Origin of the sequence: Oceanisphaera arctica, from assembly GCF_002936955.1 — a bacterium.
Taxonomy (GTDB): domain Bacteria; phylum Pseudomonadota; class Gammaproteobacteria; order Enterobacterales; family Aeromonadaceae; genus Oceanimonas; species Oceanimonas arctica.
This window is the reverse complement of sequence record NZ_MPZM01000035.1, coordinates 1-23,164: the sequence shown is the minus strand read 5'-3', so window position 1 is coordinate 23,164 and position 23,164 is coordinate 1. Positions and strand designations below refer to the sequence as shown.

The 23,164-nt window shown below is 57.8% G+C and carries 24 protein-coding genes and 1 pseudogene; 7 read left to right on the top strand and 18 right to left on the bottom strand.

What is annotated here, in order from left to right; all coding sequences use genetic code 11:
* Window positions 1–4: 4 nt before the first annotated feature.
* The 17 genes from rplN to argC all read right to left on the bottom strand — a co-directional run bounded on the left by rplN (window position 5) and on the right by argC (window position 11,907).
* Window positions 5–373 carry a 50S ribosomal protein L14 gene (gene rplN / locus UN63_RS13130; RefSeq protein ID WP_087036464.1) on the bottom strand — a complete coding sequence of 123 codons (369 nt, stop codon included), beginning with the start codon at window positions 371–373 and terminating at the stop codon, window positions 5–7.
* A 157-nt stretch (window positions 374–530) separates the two neighbouring features.
* Window positions 531–791 carry a 30S ribosomal protein S17 gene (rpsQ, locus tag UN63_RS13125; RefSeq protein ID WP_104487241.1) on the bottom strand — a complete coding sequence of 87 codons (261 nt, stop codon included), beginning with the start codon at window positions 789–791 and terminating at the stop codon, window positions 531–533.
* Window position 792: 1 nt separating this feature from the next.
* Window positions 793–984 (bottom strand): 50S ribosomal protein L29, encoded by a 192-nt coding sequence (gene rpmC / locus UN63_RS13120; RefSeq protein ID WP_104487239.1) that lies wholly within the window; start codon window positions 982–984, stop codon window positions 793–795.
* Window positions 984–1,397 carry a 50S ribosomal protein L16 gene (gene rplP, locus UN63_RS13115; RefSeq protein WP_104487237.1) on the bottom strand — a complete coding sequence of 138 codons (414 nt, stop codon included), beginning with the start codon at window positions 1,395–1,397 and terminating at the stop codon, window positions 984–986. Before rplP ends, rpmC begins: the two co-directional genes overlap by 1 nt.
* A 12-nt stretch (window positions 1,398–1,409) precedes the next feature.
* Window positions 1,410–2,102, bottom strand: coding sequence for a 30S ribosomal protein S3 (rpsC, locus tag UN63_RS13110; RefSeq protein ID WP_104487234.1), 693 nt, complete (start codon window positions 2,100–2,102; stop codon window positions 1,410–1,412).
* Window positions 2,103–2,120: 18 nt separating this feature from the next.
* Entirely contained in the window at window positions 2,121–2,453 is a 333-nt protein-coding gene (gene rplV, locus UN63_RS13105) for a 50S ribosomal protein L22 (RefSeq protein ID WP_104487232.1), read from the bottom strand.
* A gap of 10 nt (window positions 2,454–2,463) precedes the next feature.
* The gene (gene rpsS / locus UN63_RS13100; RefSeq protein ID WP_104487230.1) at window positions 2,464–2,742 is read right to left on the bottom strand and encodes a 30S ribosomal protein S19; all 279 of its coding nucleotides are present in this window, start codon (window positions 2,740–2,742) and stop codon (window positions 2,464–2,466) included.
* A gap of 21 nt (window positions 2,743–2,763) precedes the next feature.
* The gene (gene rplB / locus UN63_RS13095) at window positions 2,764–3,588 is read right to left on the bottom strand and encodes a 50S ribosomal protein L2 (RefSeq protein ID WP_104487227.1); all 825 of its coding nucleotides are present in this window, start codon (window positions 3,586–3,588) and stop codon (window positions 2,764–2,766) included.
* Between the two features lie 17 nt (window positions 3,589–3,605).
* Window positions 3,606–3,908 (bottom strand): 50S ribosomal protein L23, encoded by a 303-nt coding sequence (gene rplW / locus UN63_RS13090; RefSeq protein WP_071473729.1) that lies wholly within the window; start codon window positions 3,906–3,908, stop codon window positions 3,606–3,608.
* Window positions 3,905–4,510 (bottom strand): 50S ribosomal protein L4, encoded by a 606-nt coding sequence (rplD, locus tag UN63_RS13085; RefSeq protein WP_104487225.1) that lies wholly within the window; start codon window positions 4,508–4,510, stop codon window positions 3,905–3,907. The genes rplW and rplD overlap by 4 nt, the downstream gene beginning before the upstream one ends.
* Before the next feature lie 17 nt (window positions 4,511–4,527).
* Complete coding sequence (gene rplC / locus UN63_RS13080; protein ID WP_104487222.1) at window positions 4,528–5,166, bottom strand: 50S ribosomal protein L3; 639 nt, start codon at window positions 5,164–5,166, stop codon at window positions 4,528–4,530.
* 19 nt (window positions 5,167–5,185) lie between these two features.
* Window positions 5,186–5,497 (bottom strand): 30S ribosomal protein S10, encoded by a 312-nt coding sequence (gene rpsJ / locus UN63_RS13075; protein ID WP_104487277.1) that lies wholly within the window; start codon window positions 5,495–5,497, stop codon window positions 5,186–5,188.
* Window positions 5,498–5,765: 268 nt separating this feature from the next.
* The gene (argH, locus tag UN63_RS13070; protein ID WP_104487220.1) at window positions 5,766–7,646 is read right to left on the bottom strand and encodes an argininosuccinate lyase; all 1,881 of its coding nucleotides are present in this window, start codon (window positions 7,644–7,646) and stop codon (window positions 5,766–5,768) included.
* Between the two features lie 292 nt (window positions 7,647–7,938).
* Window positions 7,939–9,150: an argininosuccinate synthase gene (locus tag UN63_RS13065; protein ID WP_104487218.1), complete on the bottom strand. Its 1,212-nt coding sequence runs from the start codon at window positions 9,148–9,150 to the stop codon at window positions 7,939–7,941.
* Entirely contained in the window at window positions 9,150–10,067 is a 918-nt protein-coding gene (locus UN63_RS13060; RefSeq protein ID WP_104487216.1) for an ornithine carbamoyltransferase, read from the bottom strand. The genes UN63_RS13065 and UN63_RS13060 overlap by 1 nt, the downstream gene beginning before the upstream one ends.
* Before the next feature lie 10 nt (window positions 10,068–10,077).
* Window positions 10,078–10,887 (bottom strand): acetylglutamate kinase, encoded by an 810-nt coding sequence (gene argB / locus UN63_RS13055; RefSeq protein WP_104487213.1) that lies wholly within the window; start codon window positions 10,885–10,887, stop codon window positions 10,078–10,080.
* 6 nt (window positions 10,888–10,893) lie between these two features.
* The gene (argC, locus tag UN63_RS13050; protein ID WP_104487211.1) at window positions 10,894–11,907 is read right to left on the bottom strand and encodes an N-acetyl-gamma-glutamyl-phosphate reductase; all 1,014 of its coding nucleotides are present in this window, start codon (window positions 11,905–11,907) and stop codon (window positions 10,894–10,896) included.
* A 248-nt stretch (window positions 11,908–12,155) separates the two neighbouring features.
* On the opposite strand from argC, the gene argE reads away from it, so the two are divergent.
* Together argE and ppc are read left to right on the top strand one after the other, a co-directional pair.
* A complete protein-coding gene (gene argE, locus UN63_RS13045) occupies window positions 12,156–13,313 on the top strand; it encodes an acetylornithine deacetylase (RefSeq protein WP_104487208.1) in 1,158 nt (385 codons plus the stop codon).
* 269 nt (window positions 13,314–13,582) lie between these two features.
* Window positions 13,583–16,203, top strand: a pseudogene (gene ppc / locus UN63_RS13040) (phosphoenolpyruvate carboxylase).
* 313 nt (window positions 16,204–16,516) lie between these two features.
* Here ppc and UN63_RS13035 read toward each other — a convergent pair.
* The gene (locus tag UN63_RS13035; protein ID WP_104487206.1) at window positions 16,517–17,464 is read right to left on the bottom strand and encodes a bile acid:sodium symporter family protein; all 948 of its coding nucleotides are present in this window, start codon (window positions 17,462–17,464) and stop codon (window positions 16,517–16,519) included.
* A 169-nt stretch (window positions 17,465–17,633) separates the two neighbouring features.
* Between UN63_RS13035 and ybaK the strand changes: the two genes are divergently transcribed.
* The 5 genes from ybaK to UN63_RS13010 form a co-directional block, all read left to right on the top strand.
* Window positions 17,634–18,101 (top strand): Cys-tRNA(Pro) deacylase, encoded by a 468-nt coding sequence (gene ybaK / locus UN63_RS13030; protein WP_104487203.1) that lies wholly within the window; start codon window positions 17,634–17,636, stop codon window positions 18,099–18,101.
* A gap of 509 nt (window positions 18,102–18,610) precedes the next feature.
* The gene (locus UN63_RS13025) at window positions 18,611–19,873 is read left to right on the top strand and encodes an imelysin family protein (RefSeq protein WP_104487201.1); all 1,263 of its coding nucleotides are present in this window, start codon (window positions 18,611–18,613) and stop codon (window positions 19,871–19,873) included.
* Window positions 19,874–20,184: 311 nt separating this feature from the next.
* Complete coding sequence (locus tag UN63_RS13020; RefSeq protein WP_104487199.1) at window positions 20,185–21,570, top strand: di-heme oxidoreductase family protein; 1,386 nt, start codon at window positions 20,185–20,187, stop codon at window positions 21,568–21,570.
* Window positions 21,567–22,601 carry an imelysin family protein gene (locus UN63_RS13015; protein ID WP_104487197.1) on the top strand — a complete coding sequence of 345 codons (1,035 nt, stop codon included), beginning with the start codon at window positions 21,567–21,569 and terminating at the stop codon, window positions 22,599–22,601. Before UN63_RS13020 ends, UN63_RS13015 begins: the two co-directional genes overlap by 4 nt.
* On the top strand, window positions 22,601–23,164 hold a 564-nt coding region (locus UN63_RS13010), incomplete at its 3' end, for a DUF1513 domain-containing protein (protein WP_146084750.1). The genes UN63_RS13015 and UN63_RS13010, both read left to right, overlap by 1 nt.

Sequence of the window (23,164 nt, the reverse complement as noted above, 5' to 3'; positions counted from 1 at the left end):
CTCCTTACAGTACTTCAGGTGCCAGTGAAACAATCTTCATAAACTTCTCATTGCGAAGTTCACGCGTCACCGGCCCGAAAATACGAGTACCGATAGGCTGTTGATTGCTATTCAAAATCACGGCCGCATTGCGGTCGAAACGGATGACAGAGCCGTCCGGACGACGAACGCCTTTCCGAGTGCGAACGACCACCGCGTTCATTACATCACCTTTCTTAACCTTACCGCGCGGAATTGCTTCCTTGACAGTAACCTTGATGATGTCGCCGATGCCGGCGTAGCGGCGGTGCGAACCACCCAGGACCTTAATACACATTACGCTACGCGCACCGGAATTGTCGGCCACGTCCAGCATACTTTGCATTTGGATCATGTTAGTGCTCCGCTAAAGTGACTACTTTAAAACCCTTTCGGGATATTGGCTGCCTTTGAAGGCGCGGCATTATAGCACTGCCAAATCTGAAAAGGTAGGATAAAAAACAAACGGCCCCGTACAGGGCCGTTTGACCAGGTAAGTATATCAGAGAACGTTAGGCTTTAACCGGACGCTCGATGATTTTTACCAGAGTCCAGGACTTGGTCTTGGACAGCGGACGACATTCGCGAATAGTCACGACGTCACCGGTAGAACACTCATTATTTTCGTCATGCACGTGCAGCTTGGTAGTGCGCTTCATGTACTTCCCGTAGATCGGGTGCTTCACGAAACGGCTGATAGCTACGGTGATGGACTTGTCCATCTTGTCGCTAACTACACTGCCCTGCAGAGTACGAACGCTAGAATCGCTCATCTTACGCCCCTGCCTTTTGGTTCAAAACAGTCTTCACACGTGCGATATCGCGACGTACATTTTTAATGTTGTGAGTCTGTTCCAGTTGACCGGTGCTTGCTTGAATGCGCATGTTAAATTGCTCACGCAGCAGGCCCAGCAGTTCCTGGTTCAGTTCTTCAACACTCTTCTCACGCAGATCTTGTGCTTTCATCACATCACCGTCCGAGTTACGAAAGTGGTCCTAACTGGCAACTTAGCAGCCGCCAGTGCAAAGGCTTCACGAGCCAGAGCCTCAGGTACACCGTCCATCTCATACAGAACACGACCTGGTTGAACCTGGGCTACCCAGTACTCCACGTTACCTTTACCTTTACCCATACGAACTTCCAGGGGCTTTTCGGTAATCGGCTTGTCCGGGAAAATACGGATCCAGATTTTACCTTGACGCTTGACGTGACGGGTCATGGCACGACGTGCTGCTTCGATCTGGCGAGCAGTAATACGTCCACGAGTAGTCGCCTTCAGACCAAAGGTACCGAATGAAATCAGGTTACCTGTGGTTGCCACGCCGCGGTTGCGGCCTTTGTGGACTTTACGGAATTTCGTACGTTTTGGTTGCAACATATCCGAGTCTCCTTACTTACCGCGGCCTTTGCGCTTGGGCTTGGACGGAGCGGGTTCTTGAGCTACGGCTTGCAGGCCGCCCAGAACTTCACCCTTGAATATCCAAACCTTCACGCCGATGATGCCGTAAGTGGTAGATGCTTCAGAAGTTGCATAGTCGATATCGGCACGCAGGGTGTGCAGAGGCACACGACCTTCGCGGTACCATTCGGTACGCGCGATTTCAGCGCCGCCCAGACGACCGCTAACTTCCACCTTGATGCCTTTGGAACCGATACGCATCGCGTTCTGTACCGCACGCTTCATAGCGCGACGGAACATGACACGGCGCTCGAGCTGAGAGGCGATAGAATCGGCCACCAGCTGTCCATCCAGCTCAGGTTTACGCACTTCGGAAATGTTGATCTGTGCAGGAACGCCAGCCAGTTTGGCTACGTGCTTGCGCAGTTTTTCCACATCTTCGCCTTTCTTACCGATAACGACGCCTGGACGAGCGGTGTGAATAGTCACACGGATGCTCTTGGCCGGACGCTCGATCACGATACGAGAAAGAGAAGCGTTTTTCAGTTCCTGCTTCAGGTACTGACGCACTTGGAAATCGCTGTGCAAGTTATCAGCGAAGTCCTTGGTATTCGCAAACCAGGTCGAGTTAAAAGGCTTGGTGATCCCTAAGCGAATACCATTCGGGTGTACTTTCTGGCCCATTGCTTATCTCCTAGCCTCTTAGCGGTCGGACACAACCACAGTAATGTGGCTGGTACGCTTCATGATACGGTCCGCGCGGCCCTTGGCACGAGGACGAATACGCTTCATGGTTGGACCTTCGTCAACGAAGATCTTTGCCACTGTCAGCTCATCGATATCCGCACCTTCATTGTGCTCGGCATTGGCAATGGCAGATTCAAGTACTTTCTTAACCAGAACGGCAGCCTTTTTAGGGCTGAAGGTCAGGACATTCAGTGCCTTGTCTACGGTCAGACCACGGACTTGATCGGCTACCAGGCGCGCCTTCTGGGCAGAAGTACGAGCAAAGCGGTGTTTAGCTATAGCTTCCATCTTTTACCCCTTAACGCTTCTTGGCCTTCTTATCAGCGACATGGCCGCGATAAGTACGAGTCGGTGAAAATTCGCCCAGCTTATGACCGATCATTTCCTCGGAAACGAATACCGGCACGTGCTGACGACCATTATGGACAGCGATGGTCAAACCGATCATGTTCGGAATGATCATTGAACGACGGGACCAAGTCTTAATTGGTTTCTTTTCCCCGCTTTCCACCGCTTTCTCTACCTTCTTCAGCAAGTGCAGGTCGATAAACGGACCTTTCTTGAGAGAACGTGGCATGGTGATACCTCTAAAAAACTATTACTTGTTACGGTGACGTACCACGAACTGGTCGGTACGCTTATTTTTACGGGTTTTGGCACCCTTGGTCGGCTTGCCCCAAGGAGTAACCGGGTGACGGCCACCAGAGGTACGACCTTCACCACCACCGTGCGGGTGGTCTACCGGGTTCATCGCCACACCGCGAACGGTAGGACGAACACCACGCCAGCGCGTAGCACCGGCTTTACCCAGCTGACGCAGCATATGCTCGGCGTTACCCACTTCACCCAGAGTTGCACGGCACTCGGCCAGTACTTTACGTACTTCGCCAGAACGCAGACGCAGGGTGACATAGGTGCCTTCACGCGCCAGGATCTGGGCGGAAGTACCGGCGGAGCGAGCAATCTGCGCGCCCTTGCCAGGCTTCATCTCGATGGCGTGCACAGTGCTACCAACGGGGATGTTGCGCATCGGCAGGCAGTTACCGGCCTTGATCGGAGCGGCATCACCAGACAGCAGTTGGTCGCCAGCATGAACACCTTTAGGTGCCAGGATGTAACGACGCTCACCATCTGCATACAGCACCAGGGCGATGTTAGCGGAGCGGTTAGGATCATATTCCAGACGCTCTACTTTAGCCGGGACACCGTCTTTGTTGCGTTTGAAGTCAACCAGACGATAGTGCTGCTTGTGACCACCACCGATATGGCGAGTGGTAATACGACCAGCGTTGTTACGACCACCTGACTTGGATTTTTTCTCCAACAGGGCGGCGAACGGCTTGCCTTTATACAGTTCCGGGTTGCTGACTTTGACTACATGACGGCGACCCGGAGAAGTAGGCTTACATTTTACGATTGCCATTTTGAATTACTCCTCTCTTACTCGGCGCCGCCGATGAAGTCGATGTCCTGACCTTCTTTCAGGGTCACGTAGGCTTTCTTCCAATCGGAACGCTGGCCCATGCGGTTACCGGTACGCTTGGTTTTACCCTTTACCAGCAACGTGCGAACATCTTTGACTTCAACTTCGAACAGCTTCTCGACCGCAGCTTTAACTTCAGCTTTGGTAGCATCCTTGGCAACCTTGAACACGATAGTGTTGGTTTTTTCGGCAACCATGGTGCTTTTTTCAGAGATATGCGGCGCCTTCAGAACTTTCAGAATACGCTCTTCACGGATCATGCCAGCATCTCCTCGATTTGCTTAACTGCGTCGGCAGTTACCAATACCTTGTCGAACGCGATCAAAGAAACCGGGTCGATACCAGCCACATCACGCACGTCAACCTTGTACAGGTTACGTGAGGCGAGGAACAGGTTCTCGTCCACTTCGGCAGTGACGATCAGAACATCAGTCAGATCCCATTGCTTCAGTTTGGCCAGCAGTTCTTTAGTCTTCGGCGCTTCCACACCAAATTTCTCAACCACGATCAAACGCTCTTGACGTACCAGCTCAGAGAGGATGCTTTTGATGGCACCACGGTACATCTTCTTATTGACCTTCTGGCTGTGATCTTGCGGCTTAGCTGCAAAAGTCACACCACCACCACGCCAAATCGGGGAGCGGATGGTACCGGCACGGGCCCGGCCAGTGCCCTTTTGACGCCACGGCTTCTTGCCGCCGCCAGACACTTCGGAACGGGTCTTCTGAGCACGAGTACCTTGACGAGCACCTGCTGCATAGGCTACTACAACCTGATGCACCAGAGCTTCGTTGAACTCACGCCCGAAGGTAGTTTCGGAAACTTCAAGAGCGGCTTGCGCGTCTTTCATTACCAATTCCATTACTATCTCCTCAGACGTTACGCTTTAACGGCAGGTTTAACGATGACGTTGCCATTAGTCGCACCAGGTACTGCACCTTTAATGAGCAGCAGGTTACGAGCAACATCAACGCGGACCACTTCCAGGTTTTGCGTGGTTACACGCTCAGCACCCATGTGACCGGCCATTTTCTTGCCTTTGAACACTTTGCCTGGGGATTGGTTTTGACCAATTGAACCCGGAGCGCGGTGTGACAAGGAGTTACCATGAGTCATGTCCTGGGTACGGAAGTTCCAACGCTTAACAGCGCCAGCGAAACCCTTACCTTTAGAAGTACCGGTAACGTCTACTTTCTTGACATCGGTGAAGATGTCTACTTTCAGCTCGGAACCGACTTCGATACCTTCGCCTTCGCCTGAACCCAGGCGGAATTCCCACAGACCGCGACCCGCTTCAACGCCAGCTTTAGCGAACAGACCCGCTTGCGGCTTGGTGATGCGATTCGCTTTCTTGATGCCAGTGGTCACCTGAACAGCTTGATAGCCATCCAGTTCCAGAGTTTTAACCTGGGTAACACGGTTGGCATCTACTTCGATAACGGTGACCGGGATGGACACGCCGTCTTCGGTGAAGACACGGGTCATACCCAGCTTACGACCTACTAGACCGATTGCCATTGATAAAACCTCTCCGTTATTAGCCCAGGCTGATCTGGACGTCGACGCCAGCAGCCAGATCCAGACGCATCAGAGCATCAACTGTTTTATCAGTCGGCTCAACGATGTCTACCAGACGCTTGTGAGTACGAATTTCATACTGATCACGTGCATCTTTGTTCACGTGTGGAGATGTCAGTACGGTATAACGCTCTTTGCGCGTCGGCAGCGGAATAGGACCGCGAACCTGGGCGCCAGTACGCTTGGCAGTTTCTACGATCTCCGCAGTAGACTGATCGATCAGACGATGATCAAACGCCTTCAGGCGGATACGAATTCTTTGGTTCTGCATTACCAGAGCTCCAATTGGATAAAGAACATAAATCAGCACCGCCTGCTCTTTTATATAAAAGAGGGGGTGTGATTTAACAACGATGCCCACCATATCGGGGGCTTGTATGGTCAGGAGCTACCTGACAGGAGTCTTTCGACTCACTCGGCAAGACACCGAGCGAGCTGAATTATACGGATTTGACCGACGCATGCAAGCCGGTCATGTCATTTTTTAAGCAATTTATTGTAAGCAACCGCGCTTTAATTTCAGGCGGCCTGCTTTAGTATCAGGCGACCTTGGTCTTGCTAATCAGGCCGGCCTTGCCTTTCAGCACCACTTCCAGCGCCACCTCGTCACAGGCATGCTGACGCGGGCAGAGATCGCAGTCTTTCATCACCTTCTCTGGCAGCAGCGTCTTGCTGGTGGCACCAAAGCCCAGCTTCATGAAGAACTCAGGCACCCGGGTCAGCACTATGACACGGTCGATGGCCATATCTTCGGCTTTCTTGAGGATTTTCTCCACCAGTGCCCTGCCCTGCCCCTGGCCCTGGAAGCCCGGCTCCACGCCCAGCGAGCGAATTTCCGCCAGCCCAGTGTCATACACATACAGAGAGGCACAGCCGCTGATCTGACCCTGGGTTTCGGTCACCGCAAACTCGCCCACCGACTGGATCAACTCCTTGCGGGTACGAGGCAGGTTCTCTCCGATATTGGCCCAGTAGTTCACCATGCGCTCGATGGCATCCAGATCGGTCAACCGGGCGCTACGCACATGAATACCGGAGGTATCACGCTGCGTGAGTCGACGTTCGGCGCTGGTAAGAGCAAACTCCACCTGATCCGGCGCCACGCCACCCAGGGCGCAGCGGCTGGCCAGGCTGGACTCCAGTGACAGCTTGCCGTAGACATCATCTTCGATCAGCGGGCTGAACTCCTTGAAGTCTGCCATGGGCAGCTCTTCCATCGGCAGTTTCTTGCTGATGGCGTGTACCACGATCGCACCGACGATATGATGCGCCTCCCGGAACGGAATCCCCTTGGATACCAGATAATCGGCCATTTCGGTGGCGTTGGAATAACCGCCCTGGGCCGCTTCACGGGTTTTCTCTTCGTTGAGCTTGATGTCGTGCAGCACCATCTCTGCCATTTCCAGGCAGTCATACCAAGTGTCGAGCGCGTCGAACAAGCCTTCCTTATCTTCCTGCATGTCCTTGTTATAGGCCAGCGGCAGCGCCTTCAAGGTCATCATCATGCCCGCATAGGCGCCGAATACCCGGCCCGTCTTGCCACGGATCAGCTCCAGCGCATCCGGATTTTTCTTCTGCGGCATCAGTGACGAGCCGGAGGTCACCCGGTCAGACAGCTCGAGGAAGCCGGATTCGCCAGAGTTGTAGAAAATCAAATCTTCGGCGAAGCGCGACAGGTGCATCATCGAATTGGAGGCACAGTTCATCAGCTCCAGCACATGGTCACGGTCGGAGACCGAGTCCAGACTGTTGCGGGTCGGCGACGAGAAGCCCAGTGAGTGGGCCAGATCGTGACGGTCGATAGGAAAGCCGGTGCCAGCCAGGGCGCCCGAGCCCAGCGGACAGGTATCCATGCGCTTCTGTGCATCCTGCAGGCGGGTAAAATCGCGCTCCAGCATCTCTACATACGCCAGGCACCAATGGGCAAAGGTCACCGGCTGGGCACGCTGCAGGTGAGTATAACCGGGCAGTACCGTGGCCTGCTGCTGGCGAGCTACGGTAACCAACTGCTTTTGCAGTTCATCCAGCTTTTGCAGCAGCGGCGGAACCTGCTGCTTGCACCACAGCTTGAGATCGGTCGCGACCTGATCGTTACGGCTACGGCCGGTATGCAGCTTCTTGCCCAGGTCGCCGACCGCCGCAATCAGATGGCCTTCTACCCAGGAGTGAATATCTTCGGCATCGGACCGGAGGATTTGCTCGGGATCTTCCATGACCTTGAGTTTCAGGTCGTTGAGTGCCAGTTCGATTTTCTGCTGCTCTTGTGCCGTCAGCACCCCGCCCTTGGCCAAGGCCCGGGACCAGGCAATGGAGCCGACGATATCCTGCTCCGCCAGACGATAATCGAAACGCAAAGAATCATTGAACTGCTTGAACTTGGCATCTGCCGCCTGACTGAAACGTCCACCCCAAAGTGCCATAACCGCTGTACTCCCTAACGACATTACTGAAATATTATGGTTTACCAGGCCACTACCGGCCTGGCTCATTGTTGTTCGATATTATACGGAAAAGAAAGCTGGAAGCCGTAAGCTTTAAGCTGTCTGCCAAAGAAAACACTTAGATCCTGACGTTCGTCAGGATGACTGCATGTTAAAAACGCACCACTGTTTCATCTTTAACGTACAGCTTACAGCGTATGGCTTACGGCTCTATCAACAACACAGGGGGCATAAAGCCCCCTGCGATCACGATGTTACCTTTCGGTAAATCTTATTTTTTCAGGCTGTTCAGCGCCTTGATGCGGCTGGCCAGAGAATACAGACGGATAAAACCTTCTGCATGGCTCTGGTCGTACACTTCGTCTTCACCGAAGGTAGCGAACTCTTCGGAGTACAGGCTGTTGGGAGAGGACTTCTGAATCGCCGTCACCTGGCCCTTGTACATCTTCAGCACCACTTCACCGGATACGTCTTCGGCAATGGCATCGGCGGAGGCCAGCAGCGCCTTGCACAGCGGAGTGAACCAGCGACCGTCGTAAACCAGGTGCGAGAACTCGGCACCCACTTTTTCACGCCAGGCGCGAGTTGGCTTGTCCAGCACCAACTCTTCTACTGCACGCAGGGCTGCCATCATCACGGTGCCGCCCGGAGTTTCGTAGCAACCACGAGACTTCATGCCGACCAGACGGTTTTCTACGATGTCGACGCGGCCCACGCCATGCTTGGCGGCGCGGTCGTTCAAGGTAACCAACACCTGATACGGGCTCATCTGCTCTCCGTCTACGGCGACGATGCGGCCTTGCTCTACGGTCAGCGACAGGGTCTCGGCCTTGTCCGGAGCCTGCTCGGGTGACACAGTCCAGGTCCAGGCCTGTTCGGACGGCTCGTTCCAGGTACTTTCCAGCTCGCCACCTTCGGTGGAGATGTGCCAGGCATTGGCATCGCGGGAATAGATCTTGGTGGCGCTGGCGCTGGTCTTGATGTTGCGATCGGCCAGGTAGTTCAACAAGTCTTCACGGCTACGCATGTCCCAGATACGCCAAGGGGCGATAATGGCCAGCTGTGGAGCCAGTGCAGCGACGGCACCTTCGAAGCGTACCTGGTCGTTACCCTTGCCGGTACAACCGTGAGCAATGGCTTCGGCGCCTTCTGCCAGTGCCGCTTCGGCCATGGCCTTGGCAATGATCGGCCGCGCCATGGAAGTACCCAGTAGATAGGTTCCTTCATAAATAGCGCCAGTTTTCAGGGTCGGGTACACGTAGTCGTTAACGAACTCGTCTTTCAAGTCGGCGACGATGCACTTGACCGCGCCCGAGGCGAGGGCTTTGGCTTCTATGCCTTCCAGCTCTTCATCACCCTGGCCCACATCACCCACGAAGGCGATGATTTCACAACCAGCATAGTTTTCCTTCAACCACGGAATGATGGCAGAAGTGTCCAGACCGCCAGAGTAGGCCAGCAGAATTTTTTTGAATTGGCTCATTAATGAATATCCCTGTTAATCAATGTCAGCAGCACGGCATTCTGGACGTGCATACGATTTTCAGCTTGGTCGAGGATAAAGGAGGCAGGGCCGTCCATCACCTCGGAAGTAATTTCCCACTCCCTGTGGGCAGGCTGGCAATGCAGCACCTGTTTGGCTCCGGTTTTGTCGAGCATGGCCTGATTGATCTGATACGGCATGAAGATTTCCTTCACCTGCTCCAGGGGTGTTTCATCCCCCATGGACACCCAGGTATCCGTATAGAGCACATCGACTCCTTCCACCTCGTCGAGGCTGTCGGTCACCTGCACTTTGGCACCACTGACGGCCGCCAGTGCCTCGGCTTCCTTCAGGATTTGCGCATCCACGTTATGGCCCCGAGGACACACGGCTGTGACGGTCGAGCCCAGAATGGCACCGGCCAGCAGCAGCGAGTTGGTCACGTTGTTACCATCACCCACATAGACCAGGTGCACCTTGCTCAGATCTTCATGATGCTCGGCAATGGTCATGAAGTCCGCCAGCGCCTGGCAGGGATGATACAGGTTACAAAGAGAATTGATCACCGGTACCTGCGCATATTTCGTCATTTCGACCAGGGTCTGATGGTCGTAGACCCGGGCCACGATGGCGTCGGACCAGCGTGACAGGTTGGCGGCAAAGTCCTGTACCGTTTCCCGGTTGCCCATGGCGCCATTCTGGCTGTCCAGATACACCGCATGGCCGCCGAGCCGGTTGATACCGATATCGAAGGTCACCCGGGTACGTAACGAGGGCTTCTCGAACAGGGTCACCACGCTCTTGCCCTTGAGGGCATCCGCATACTTGCCCGGATTGGCCTTGAGGTCTTTGGCCAGGGTCAGGATCTGTTCGATTTGTGCTTTGCTGTAATCTTTCAGGCTCAGTAAATGCTGCATAACCCCTCCTTTAATGGGAAATCCGAGTGCCGTACTCGGACTCGCCGGCCAGCAGCGACAACAACTGTTCCGGATAGCGCCAGCTGCCCACGGCCACCGGCTTGCCCAGGGTCTTGGTGGCTTTGAGCGCCGCCTTGACCTTGACCGCCATGCCGTCCTTGATGATGTTCTGTTGCATCAGATCCAAGGCGTTCGCTTCGTTCAGTTCGGCGATACGCTGACCCTTGCCGTCGAGAATACCGCTCACGTCCGACAACATCACCAGATCCGCATCCAGGATCTCGGCGATGGCGGTGGCGGCCTGATCCGCGTTCACGTTCATCAGCTGACCATCGAAGGTAATGCCGATGGAGCTGACCACGGGCAGAAAGCCACCCTTCAGCAGGGTGCTGACCAGAGTAGCGTCGCCGCCTTCAATCTGGCCGACGGCACCCAGCTCCGGATCCAGCTGGCTGACCCGGCACAAGCCGCCGTCTGCCAGACACAAGCCGACCGAATTGATGCCATGGGCGATGGCCTGAGCCAGCAGCAGCTTGTTGGCGGTACCGGCCAGGGCACCGGCGATGACCGGGATCTGATCGAAGGGGGTTATCCGCAAACCGTCTTTCTTGGTCGAGGTCAGGCCCATGGCCTTGAGCTGGTTATCCACCAGCACGCCGCCGCCATGCACCAGCACCAGCGGACGACCGACATCATCGAAGAAGGCCTTGAGGGTGGTGAACAGGGCCGCCAGGGCCTTGTCGCTTTCCAGCAGGGTGCCACCCAACTTGATGACCAGCGGCTGTTGTGCCGGTGACGGCTGTGATGCTTGAGTTGTCATCCTTGATTACTCCTGAACCAGGCCCGCCAGCGGCGAGAATCCCTGATGAATATTGATACACTGAATAGCCTGACTGGCCGCGCCTTTCAGAAGATTGTCTATCGCCGAGACCACGATCAGCTGGTTACCGTCCCGGGCCCAGTGCAGGTCACAGAAGGGCGTGCCCGCCACGTCGTTAATCTGCGGCCACTGACCGGTCAGGCGCACGATCTTCTGCCCCTGGTACGCCTGCTTGTAGGCTGCGGCAATCTGCTCGTCGCTGACGTTGTCGTTCAGCTGTACATAGATGGTGGCGAGAATACCGCGAATAAAGTTGCCCAGATGCGGCTGAAACACCACCTGATTGTCCAGATGATGGCTGATCTCCGGCTGATGGCGATGATTGAGCACACCATAGGGCTTGAAGCTGACTTCGCAGAAGCTGTTGGCCACGCTTGCCTTGCGGCCGGCACCACTGACACCAGACACGGCGCTGATAATAGGCTTGCTGCCCTCGGCAATCAGCCCGGCGGCCTGCAGCGGCTTAAGCGCGCTGAGCGAGGCCGTGGGATAACAGCCGGGCACGGCAATCAGCTTCGCCGCCTTGATGGCGTCCTGATTCCACTCGGCCAGACCGTAGGCGGCCTCGCTCAGCCAGTCACCGTGCTGATGCTGAAAACCATAGAAGCGCTCGTAGAAGCCTTCTCCGGGTACCCGGAAGGCACCGGACAAATCGAATACCGGCAGCCCCTTGGCCAGAAAACCCGGCGCCAGATCGTGGCTCACTTCATGGGCGGTGGCCATCAGCACCAGATCCGCTTCGGTATGAATGCGGCTCAGGGCTTCGTCATCCAGCGGCAGCAGCGGCAGGTCTATCACTCCGCGCCAGCGCGGGTGCAGACTGGCGAACGGTTTATGCGCATCCTGGCTGCCATCAGACACATAGAGGCCGGACAGAGTCAGATTCGGGTGGCCCTGGATCAGACCGGCCAGCTCGGCTCCGGTATAACCACTGGCACCAATAATTGCAGCTTTTAACATGGGCGTATCCGTCAGTTTGAATTCGTCTTGGTATAGATGCAGGCGTCAGCCTAGCGTGTTTTCAGGGCTTGTGTCACCCTAGAGAAAAGGCTCAGGCGAGCTGTCGTCGTCGCTGTATCGAAGGGAGGAAAGACATGGCCATCTGTTACGCTAGTTACCCGGAAAAGAACAAGTTGGCAGCCTAGCAATAAAAACATATTTATGCAATTGTGCTGAATTTAAATTAGATAATTTCCGACGGAGATCCTATGACATCGCTCAAACTGCTGGACATGTACCGCAGCATTATCGCCCTCCCCTCCATCAGCAGCACAGAGAGTAGCTGGGATCAGAGTAACGAGCAGGTGATTCGACTGCTGGCAGACTGGTTCAGCCAGCTCGGCTTTGCGGTCGAGGTCACCGAACTGCCCGACCTGCCCGGCAAGTTCAACCTGCTGGCCACCAAAGGCGAAGGCGACGGCGGCCTGCTGCTGGCCGGCCATACCGATACGGTGCCGTTCGATCCGGGCCGCTGGACCAAAGACCCCTTCAAACTCACCGAAGAAGGCAACCGAATCTACGGCCTCGGCACCATCGACATGAAGGGCTTCTTCGCCTTTATCGTGGAAGCGCTGAAAGACCTGGATCTGAGCAAGCTCAACAAGCCCATCCGTATTCTGGCCACCGCCGACGAAGAAACCACCATGGCCGGCGCCCGCGCCATCGCCAGCGCCATGGCCATCAAGCCCGATTATGCGGTGATCGGCGAACCCACCGGCCTGGTACCCGTGATGATGCACAAGGGCCACATGTCGGAAGCCATTCGCATCACCGGCAAAAGCGGCCATAGCTCGGACCCGGCCAACGGTGTCAACGCGCTGGAAATCATGCATCAGGTGATGGGCCGACTGCTGGACCTGCAGCGCCAGCTGAAGGAAAACTACGGCAATCACCATTTCAAGGTGCCTCAGCCCACCCTCAACCTGGGTCATATCAGTGGCGGCGACAGCCCAAATCGAATCTGCGCCTGCTGCGAACTGCACTTCGACATGCGCCCCATCCCCGGCGTGGGCCCCGACGAACTGCTGGGCCTGCTGCACCACGCGCTGGAGCCAATCAAGGAGCAGTATCCCAAGGCTCTGGAACTGACCCACCTGCACGAGCCCATTCCGGCCTATGGCACGGATCCGGAAGGCGAGCTGGTTAAGGCGGCAGAATCCATCTCCGGCAACAAGGCCGAGGCAGTCAACTACTGCACCGAGGCGCCCTTTATCAATCAGCTGGGCTGCCAGACCATAGTGCTGGGCCCGGGCCATATAGCCCAGGCACACCAGCCCGACGAATATCTGGACCTGTCCTTCGTCACTCCAACGGTGAAGGTACTGCAACAGCTGGTCAGCCGTTTCTGTCTGGCAGAAAAAGCGTGAGGCGTGAGGCCGGCAGTGTGAGGGGTAAAACCTGAAACTCGCGCCCGGCTAAACAGATAGCCCCTGCAGGCCCGAATTTATTCGGGCCTGCACAATTATCCCCCTTACCCCTATCGCCTCACGACTCCCTCCCTTTCATTTTTAGCGAAACAGATCCCAAAAATGCCGGTCCGTCCTCGGCGAGATTGACCGGTATAGCGAAAGGTGGCTAGATAACGTTCAGCGGAAACAAAAAGCTATAACAACTATACTATACAGATGAGGCAGATATGGATAATCATGCGGCACTCAGGGCTAACGTCGGCCTGCTGGGACAACTGTTGGGCGATACCATCAAGGATCACCACGGCCAGGCCTTTCTCGACAAGATAGAAACCATCCGCCAGCTGGCCAAGTCGGCCCGCCAGGGCAACGATGATGATCAGCAGCAATTGCTGGATACGCTCAAGCACCTGAGTGACGACGAGCTGCTGCCGGTGGCTCGCGCCTTCAGCCAGTTTCTCAACCTGGCCAACGTGGCCGAGCAGTTTCATACCATCTCCCGGGAAACACAGCATCAAGCCGGCTCCGGCCCACTCAGCCAGGTGTTCGATCGGCTGAAAGCCGCCGACGTGAATGAAGACAGCATCAAGGCGGCGGTGGACGCGCTGGATATCGAACTGGTGCTGACCGCCCACCCCACCGAAGTGACCCGCCGCACCTTTATCCACAAGCACGTTCAGCTCAACGACTGCCTGGCGGCGCTGGAACTGGACCTGCCCGAACCGGAAAAGGCCGAGCTGCTGGCCCGGGTCGAGCAGCTGATCACCCAGGCCTGGCACAGCAACGAAATCCGCTCCCAGCGGCCGACCCCGGTCGATGAAGCCAAATGGGGCTTTGCGGTGATCGAAAACAGCCTCTGGCCCGCCCTGCCCAGGTTCATGCGCCAACTCGACAGCCAGTTGAATGAGCAGCTGGGCATCCGGCTGCCGCTGGACGCTTCTCCGGTACGCTTCGCCTCCTGGATGGGCGGCGACCGGGACGGCAATCCCTTCGTCACCGCCAAGGTAACGCGGGAAGTACTGCTGCTCGGCCGCTGGATGGCCAGCTCGCTGTTTCTCAACGACATTCAGGAACTGGTGTCCGAGCTGTCGATGTCCCAGGCCAATGATGAACTTTATCGCGCAACCGATCAGAGCGACGAGCCGTACCGGGCCATACTGCGCACCCTGCGGGAAGATCTGCGCGAAACCCTGATGCACCTCAACGCCCGGGTGCAGGGCCAGAGTACCGATGCCCGGGATCTGATCACCACCACAGAGCAACTGCGCCAGCCGCTGGAGCTCTGCTATCGCTCGCTGCAGGAATGCGGTCTAGACAAGATCGCCAACGGCCTGCTGCTGGACGTGATCCGCAAGGTAGCCTGTTTCGGTATTCATCTGCTCAAGCTGGATGTGCGTCAGGACGGCGAACGCCATACCCAGGCGCTGGCCGAAATCACCCGTTACCTCGGCCTCGGCGATTACGCCGACTGGAGCGAGGCCGACAAGCAGGCGTTTCTGCTCAACGAGCTCAATTCCCGTCGTCCGCTGCTGCCGCGCCAGTGGCAACCGAGCGCCGACACCAAGGAGGTGCTGGATACCTGCAAGGTCATCGCCGACCACCCGCAAGACGCCTTCGGCATCTACATCATCTCCATGGCCGGCGCTCCGTCCGATGTGCTGGCGGTACAACTGCTGCTGAAAGAGTGCGGCGTCGACTTCCCGCTGCCGGTAGCGCCCCTGTTCGAGACCCTTGACGACCTCAACAACGGTGCCGAGGTGATCGAGCAGCTGTATCACCTGCCCTGGTATCGCGGTTATCTGCAGGGCCGCCAGTTCGTGATGATCGGCTATTCCGACTCGTCCAAGGACGCAGGCATGATGGCTGCGGGCTGGGCCCAGTACAGCGCCATGGAAAAACTGGTCGCCATCAGCGAGCAGGAACAAATCAAGCTGACCCTGTTTCACGCCGGGGCGGCAGCCTGGGCCGCGGCGGCGGCCCAGCCCGGCAGGCCATTCTGGCCCAGCCTCCCGGCTCCACTCTCGGCGGCCTGCGGGTCACCGAGCAGGGCGAGATGATCCGCTTCAAGTTCGGCCTGCCCAAGGTAGCCATCGACAGCCTGGCGCTCTATGCCAGCGCCGTGCTGGAGGCTAACCTGCTGCCACCACCCGAGCCTGAGCCCCAGTGGCGCAAACTGATGGACTCCATGGCCGATGTCTCCTGCGAACACTACCGGTCGCTTATCCGCGGCGAGCCGGACTTCGTGCCTTATTTCCGCGCCGCCACCCCCGAACTGGAGCTGGGCAAGCTGCCGCTCGGCTCGCGGCCAGCCAAACGCAAGCCCGACGGCGGGGTGGAAAGCCTGCGCGCCATTCCCTGGATTTTCGCCTGGACCCAGAACCGGCTGATGCTGCCCGCCTGGCTCGGCGCCCACAAGGGGCTGGAAAAGGTAATAGCCGACGGGCAGGAAAGCACCTTGATAGCCATGAACAAGCGCTGGCCCTTCTTCCGCGCCCGGCTCGACATGCTGGAAATGGTGTTCCTCAAGGCGGACCCCGGCCTGGCCGCCTACTACGATAGCCTGCTGGTACCGGCCGAGCTCAAGCCGCTGGGCAAGCGTTTGCGTAACGAACTGCAGGCCAGCACGACGCTGGTGCTGCAACTGAAGGAAGAAGCAGAGCTGCTGTCCGATGAGCCCTGGATCAAGGAATCCATCAAGTTACGCAATCCCTACACGGATCCGCTCAACGTGCTGCAGGCCGAGCTGCTGAACCGTTCGCGCCAGCAGGGTGAAATTCACCCGGTGCTGGATCAGGCGCTGATGGTCACCATCGCCGGCATCGCCGCCGGCATGCGAAATACGGGATAACAAAGCTGGAAGCGGCAAGCTATCAGCTGTAAGAAGAAACATTCTGCACAGTCGAGCAAAGGGGTCACAACGCCGACACGCCACGAGCACATCCATGTGGGCTCGGACATGCCATCCCTGGCATGTCACGGTCGGCTCAGTGAGCCCCTTTACTCTCCTTCAGCCTCGGAGTTGCCCGATTTTATCTCACTCCCGATCTCTACGCGGGAATACAGACCTTTACTTAATTTTGCGTTAGCAATATAGCCAGAAAAGCCCCATCGCCTAACGGCGATGGGGCTTTTTCAACTCGCTATATCATTTGGTGGCTGCCTTATCCTTCGCTCACCACTTTTGCTGAAGTGGTATCTACAGTCAGTGGCTTCCTGGCCCAGTAGCCGGCCAGCAGAGAGCCGGATATGTTATGCCACACGCTGAACAGGGTGCCGGGCAAAGCCGCCGTGGGGGTAAAGAACTTCATCGCCAGTGCCGCCGCAAGGCCGGAATTTTGCAGCCCCACTTCGAAGGCGATGGTCCGGCAGACTTTCTTGTCGAAGCCCATCAGGGCGGTAACACCATAACCCAGCACCAGGCCACAGCTATTGTGCAGCACCACTGCCAGAGCAACTATGCCGCCGATATGAGCGATGTTGTCCGCATTCAGTGCCACTACGATGGCGATGATCAACACGATGGCGGCCATGGAGAATAACGGCAGCACCGGCTCCAGTTTTCGAATAAGTCCGCCGGCAAGGTAATTGATGACCACACCCAGCAGCACCGGTGCCACCACGACCTGCAGCAGGCTGATGAGCATGGACTCCACCGGCACATCAACGCTTTGCCCTACCAGCAGTGCCACCAGCACAGGGGTGAGTACCACACCCAGCAGGGTAGATATTGCCGTCATCGAAATCGACAACGCCGTATCTCCCTTGGCCAGATAGCACATTACATTGGAGGAAGTACCACCGGCCACGCTACCCACCAGCAGCATGCCCACGGTCAGCTCGGCATCGAAGCCGAACAGGGTGGCGATCAGCAAGGCCACCAGTGGCATCACGGAGAATTGCAGCACCACGCCGACCAGCAAGGCCTTTCTGCTGGCCAGCACGTTGCGAAAATCCTTGAAACTCAACGTAAGTCCCATACACAACATGATAATCGTCAGCAACGGCACTATCTGCCCCTTGATCCCGACAAACAGCTCTGGCTGAACAAAGGCAAGAACCGACAATAACAACGCCCACAACGGGAATAACTGAGTGACCAGGGCCAGCATGATATTTCTCTCTGATTAAAGTGGTGTCATCCGGAACGGATCACGAAAGGGTTCTTGTTAACATAAAGTTGCCTTCCGTAACAAGAGGTGGCCCTCTCACCGATTTAATCGCTTAAGAAAAAATTGCATAATCGAGCCATATTGCCGCCTCATTATTACGGACTCTGCCATGACCCCCGCCATTCTGTTTTTGGAAAAACAAAAGGCCATTTTTACCCAGCACCAGTATGAGTGCACCACGCTGGATGACTTCGGCGCCCACGCCGCCCGGCAATTGCAGGTGCCGCCGGAGCAGGTGTTCAAGACGCTGCTGACCGAAGGCGATCAAGGGGTGGTGGTGGCGCTGGTACCCTCTTCCGGCAAGGTCAATCTCAAGCGGCTGGCCAAGGCCGCCGGGGTGAAGAAGCTCGACATGATGCCGCCGGCCAAGGCGGAACGGCTGACCGGTTACAAGGTGGGCGGCATCAGCCCCTTCGCCCAGAAGAAGCGACTGCCCACCGTGCTGGACGCCTCGGCGCAGCAGCACCCCTTCGTGCTGGTATCCGGCGGCAAGCGCGGATTGTCGGTGGGCATCGCCGCCGACAGCCTGCAGACCCTACTCGGCGCCGTGATAGCCGATATTGCCGAATTGTCGTAAAGGCTGAAGCTTGAGGCCTGTCTCTTAGTTATAAATCAACGTGTGGAATAAAGAGGCAACAGGGTTGCCTCCTCCGACCCGCTGCAAGCACATCCTGTGACGCTCAGCAAATGCCATCCCTGGCATTTAACGGTCGGCTGAGGCAATCCCTGCAGCCACCTCTTGATACCCGAGTGAAATGTTGGCACCACAAACAGACAACGCCTGAGCTTCAAGGAGGACAAAGGGATCTGTTCAGCCGACCTTCCGTTTCAGGGACGAAACGGAGAGCTTACATGGAGGTATTCATAGCGAGTCGGCGGAGCTGGCCCTTTGTCCGATTTTCTACTGTCACCAGAAATCAACAAAAGCTTGCGGCTAAGGACTGGCGTGAGGCGAATATAATGACTGCCTCCCATACGAAGCCAGACATTTTTTCTGCTACTTCTTGCGGCTAGTTGCCGAAAAACGCTACCATCCCTCCTGTTAATACAAACGATTCTCACACGCATAGTCATAAGGATACTCGGATGCCTTACCCGAAACTCGTGCTCGCCGCCGCCATTGGCGCCCTGCTGAGCGGTTGCGCCCAGACCAGTACCCCTGCCGTCAGTCAAAAACAAGTGGTCGAGCACTACGCCGACATTGCTCATGCGGTGTACGCCGACTCCCTGACGGCTGCCGAGCAACTGGATGTAGCCATCAAGCAGTTACTGGCCAACCCCGGCGAGCAGACCCTGGCTCAGGCGCGCACCGCCTGGAAAGCAGCCCGAGTACCTTATCAGCAGTCGGAAACCTTCCGCTTCGCCAACCCGGTCGTGGACGAGTGGGAAGGCCAGCTCAATGCCTGGCCGCTGGATGAAGGCCTGATCGACTATGTAGCGACCGACTACCAGCACGAGCTGGGCAACGACGGTGCCACCGCCAACATCATCGCCAACAAGGTGTTGCAGGTCGGCGGCAAGCAGCTGGATGTCAGCAACATCACCCCCGAGCTTCTGGCCAGCCTGAATGAACTGGCGGGTTCCGAGGCCAACGTGGCCTCCGGCTATCACGCCATCGAGTTTCTGCTCTGGGGTCAGGATCTGCATGGTACTGCTCCGGGTGCCGGCGAGCGTCCCTATACCGACTATGCGCTGGGTGCCGACTGCACCAACGGCAACTGCGATCGCCGCCGTGATTACCTGCAGGCCGCCAGTCAGCTGCTGATAAGCGATCTGGGCTGGATGAGCAGCCAGTGGCAGCCGGGCCAGACCGACAACTACCGTGCCGAACTGACCGCCCTGCCCGCCGAAGAAGGCCTGCGCCGCATGCTGTTCGGCATGGGCTCCCTCTCGCTGGGCGAGCTGGCCGGCGAACGGATGAAGGTCGCACTGGTCGCCAACTCGGTGGAAGACGAGCATGACTGCTTCTCCGACAATACCCACCACTCTCATTACTACAACGAGAAAGGCATCGTTAACCTGATGTTCGGCGAGTATCAGCGCATCGATGGCAGCACACTGCAGGGTCCTTCATTGCTGCAACTTGTGGCCCAGCAGGATGCGGATGCCGCCAGGAAGATAGGCGTACAGATGCGCAAGAGCGAGCAAGGCGTCTACCGACTGGTGGAGTCTGCCGAGCTGAACAAGGTGCATTTCGATCAACTGATTGCCGCCGACAACCCGGCCGGTAACCAGTTGGTGCAGGCAGCCATCGACGGCCTGGTCGAGCAGACCCGAGCCATCGAGCTCGCCGCTAGCACCATCGGCATCAACAACCTGAGCCCGGATACCGCCGATCACGAGTTCTGAGCCCGGCAACCCGGCGTTTAATTGCTCAATATATCAAGCGGGAGGGCGGAGCCCCGGCTCCGACGCCTCCCCTCGGCAGCACCCCTTGAGCATCAGGCTGTAACCAGATCTTCAGGCGACAAATAACAGACGGCTTCTGTGCCAACAAGAGGCCAAAGGGATCTGCTCCACCGACCTTTCGTTTCAGGGATGAAACGGAGAGCGTACATGGAGGTATTCATAGCGTGTCGGTGGAGCTGGCCCTTTGGCCGCGTATTCCGGGCGGCCAAACGCTCTGATGAACAAGGTGTGCCCACTACTCTGGAGTCTCCATGCTTTTTCGACTCGGCAGCTTGCTGCTCGGCGCCACCCTGGCCCTGAACGCGCAGGCCAACCCGGCCAAACCCGGGGGCGCCACCACCACCGACAAGACCGGTGCCAACGCCTATTCCATGCCCGCCACCAACCTCAGCTTTGAAAAACGGCTGGATTTCTCGGTCGGTAACAGCTTCTTCCGCAATCCCTGGGTGACGGCCCCCGCCACCACCGACGCCCGCGATGGTCTGGGCCCCCTGTTCAACACCAACGCCTGCCAGAGCTGTCACGTCAAGGACGGCCGCGGCCACCCGCCGCAGTTTGCCGACGACAACGCGGTCAGCATGCTGGTGCGGCTGTCGATCCCAACCGACGGCAGCCCCGCGCAGCAGGAGAGGTTGCGCGTGCACGGCGTGATCAACGAGCCCATCTATGGTGGCCAGCTGCAGGACATGGCTATTCCCGGCGCCCGGCCCGAGGGCAAGGTACAGCTCGACTATCAGACCCACAACGTCACCCTGAGTGACGGCACCAGAGTGGAGCTGCGCCAGCCACAATTGACGGTGACCGATCTCGGCTACGGCGAGCTGCACCCGGATACCCTGTTTTCGTCCCGCATAGCGCCGCCCATGATTGGCCTGGGGCTGCTGGAAGCCATCGATGAAACCGACCTGCTGGTGCGCGAAGATCCGCAAGACAGCAACGGCGATGGCATCAGCGGTCGCGCCAACCGGGTATGGGACATCGCCGCCGAGAATACCGTCGTCGGCCGCTTCGGCTGGAAAGCCGGACAGCCGAACCTACGCCAGCAGAATGCCGGAGCCTTTGCCGGCGACATGGGGCTGAGCTCCGCTCTGTTCCCCGCCGACGACTGCACCCCGGCTCAGGGGTGCGGTCGGTATCCCGATGGCGGCGCGCTGGAAGTCAGCGATGCCATCATGGACTCGGTCACCTTCTACAGCCAGCACCTGGCGGTGCCCGCCCGGCGTAACCTGAATGATCCGGACGTCATGGCCGGCCAGCAACTGTTTCTGGCCCTGGGCTGCAGCGGCTGCCATACCCCGTCCTGGACCACGGGCGAGCACCAGAGTCCGGCCCTGAGTCACCAGAAAATCTATCCCTATACCGACCTGCTGCTGCACGACATGGGCGAAAGGCTGGCCGACAACAGACCCGAGTTTGAAGCCAGCGGCCGCGAATGGCGCACGCCGCCGTTATGGGGCCTGGGCTATGCCAGCGAAGTTGCCGGCAGCCAGGCCCATTACCTGCATGACGGCCGGGCCCGCACCCTGCTGGAAGCCGTTCTATGGCACGGCGGCGAAGCCGAAGCCGCCAAGCAAAGCGTCATCGCCATGAGCACCGAAGAACGTGCCCGGCTTATCGCCTTTCTGGAGTCCCTATGAAGCAATCCCTGTTAGTGCTCGCGACCCTCGGCACCCTCACCGCCTGCCAGAGTCAACCACCGGCCGACCCCGCCCTGCAGGCGTTGTCCGATCATCACCTGAGCTTCATGCGCCAGCAGGCAGACGAGCTGGCCACCGAGCTGCAGCAACTGCAGCAGGCCGGCACCGGTTATTGCCAACAGCCACCATCTGCCACAGAACAAGACTCGCTAGCCGAGCTCAAGCAGCACTGGCGCAGCAGCTTCGCCGCCTGGAGCGCCCATCAGGGGCAAAGCGGCGGCCCGCTGGATGCCGAAGGACTGAGCTTCGCCTTTCAGTTCTGGCCCGACAAGAAAGACACCACCGGCAAGCAGCTGCAACGACAGCTGACCGCCGCCGAACAGGGACAGCCCATCCAGTACCAAGGCGCCACCACCACCTTGGGTGCCATGGAATATCTGCTCGAAAGCGATCTCGCCCCCAGTCAGCGCTGCCTGCTGGTTCCGGAAATCGGCATCCGGCTGGCGGCCAACGGCCAACAGCTGAGTGCCGCCTGGCATGATGCGAACGGTTACCAGCAGCAACTGATCCAGATGCAACAACAAGGTGGCGCCACTGCGCTGCTGACCCAGATCCTGGGCCAGCTGGCTCACCGTTACGACCGCATAAAAAAGAAACTGGTGTTGCCGCTGAATACCGTCGCACACCCACGGCCGCTGTTTGCCGAGGCCTGGCGCAGTGGTCAGTCGCTGCACTTTATGCGCACAAGTCTGGTTTCGCTGGAGCAGGAGTATCGAAACGGCGGTATTCGCGCCTATCTGCAGCAAGATCCGAACCATGCCCCCGTTATCAAGGCGCTGGACAAGGCCTTTGCCGACACCCTCAAGCACCTGCCCGAAGGCAACAACCTGGGTTACTGGCTGGAAGGGGATCGTTACGCCGCCCTGCTGCGCTTCAAGCTGTCGTTCGATCAGCTGGGTTATCAGCTGAAACAGCGGCTGCCCGCCGATCTAGGCCTGAACCTCGGCTTCAACTCCACGGACGGTGACTGATGCAACGGCGACAGTTTCTGAAAGGCCTGTCCGCCGCCGGCGTATTGTGCAGCCTGGGGCTGGCCGGTTGTGCCCTGCCCCGCAGCCCGCAACGCTACCTGATCGGCGGCGGTCGCCGGGATCAAAACCGCTATGTGGTGCAGGCGCTTAACCTGGATGGCAGCCTGCGCTTCGAACTGCCGCTGCCCGACCGGGGTCACGGCATGGCGGTGCATCCCCAGCTGCCGCTGGCGGTCTGTCATGCCCGCCGCCCCGGCAGCTTTCTCTACCTGTTCGACCATAGAACCGGTGAAAAACTACAGATACGCATGGCCGATCCCGGCCGTCACTACTACGGCCATGGCGTGTTCAGCGCCGATGGTCGCCGGCTGTTCACCACCGAAGGAGTCAGCGACAGCAGCCAGGGCATCATCGGCGTCTATGAGCTGACCGCTGGCCGGCTGAACAAAGTGTCGGAATACCGGGGCTTCGGCCTGGGCCCCCACGAAATCCGCCTGCTGCCCAACGGCAATCTGGTGGTGGGCGTCGGCGGTGTTCATACCCTGGGGCGGGAGCCGCTCAAC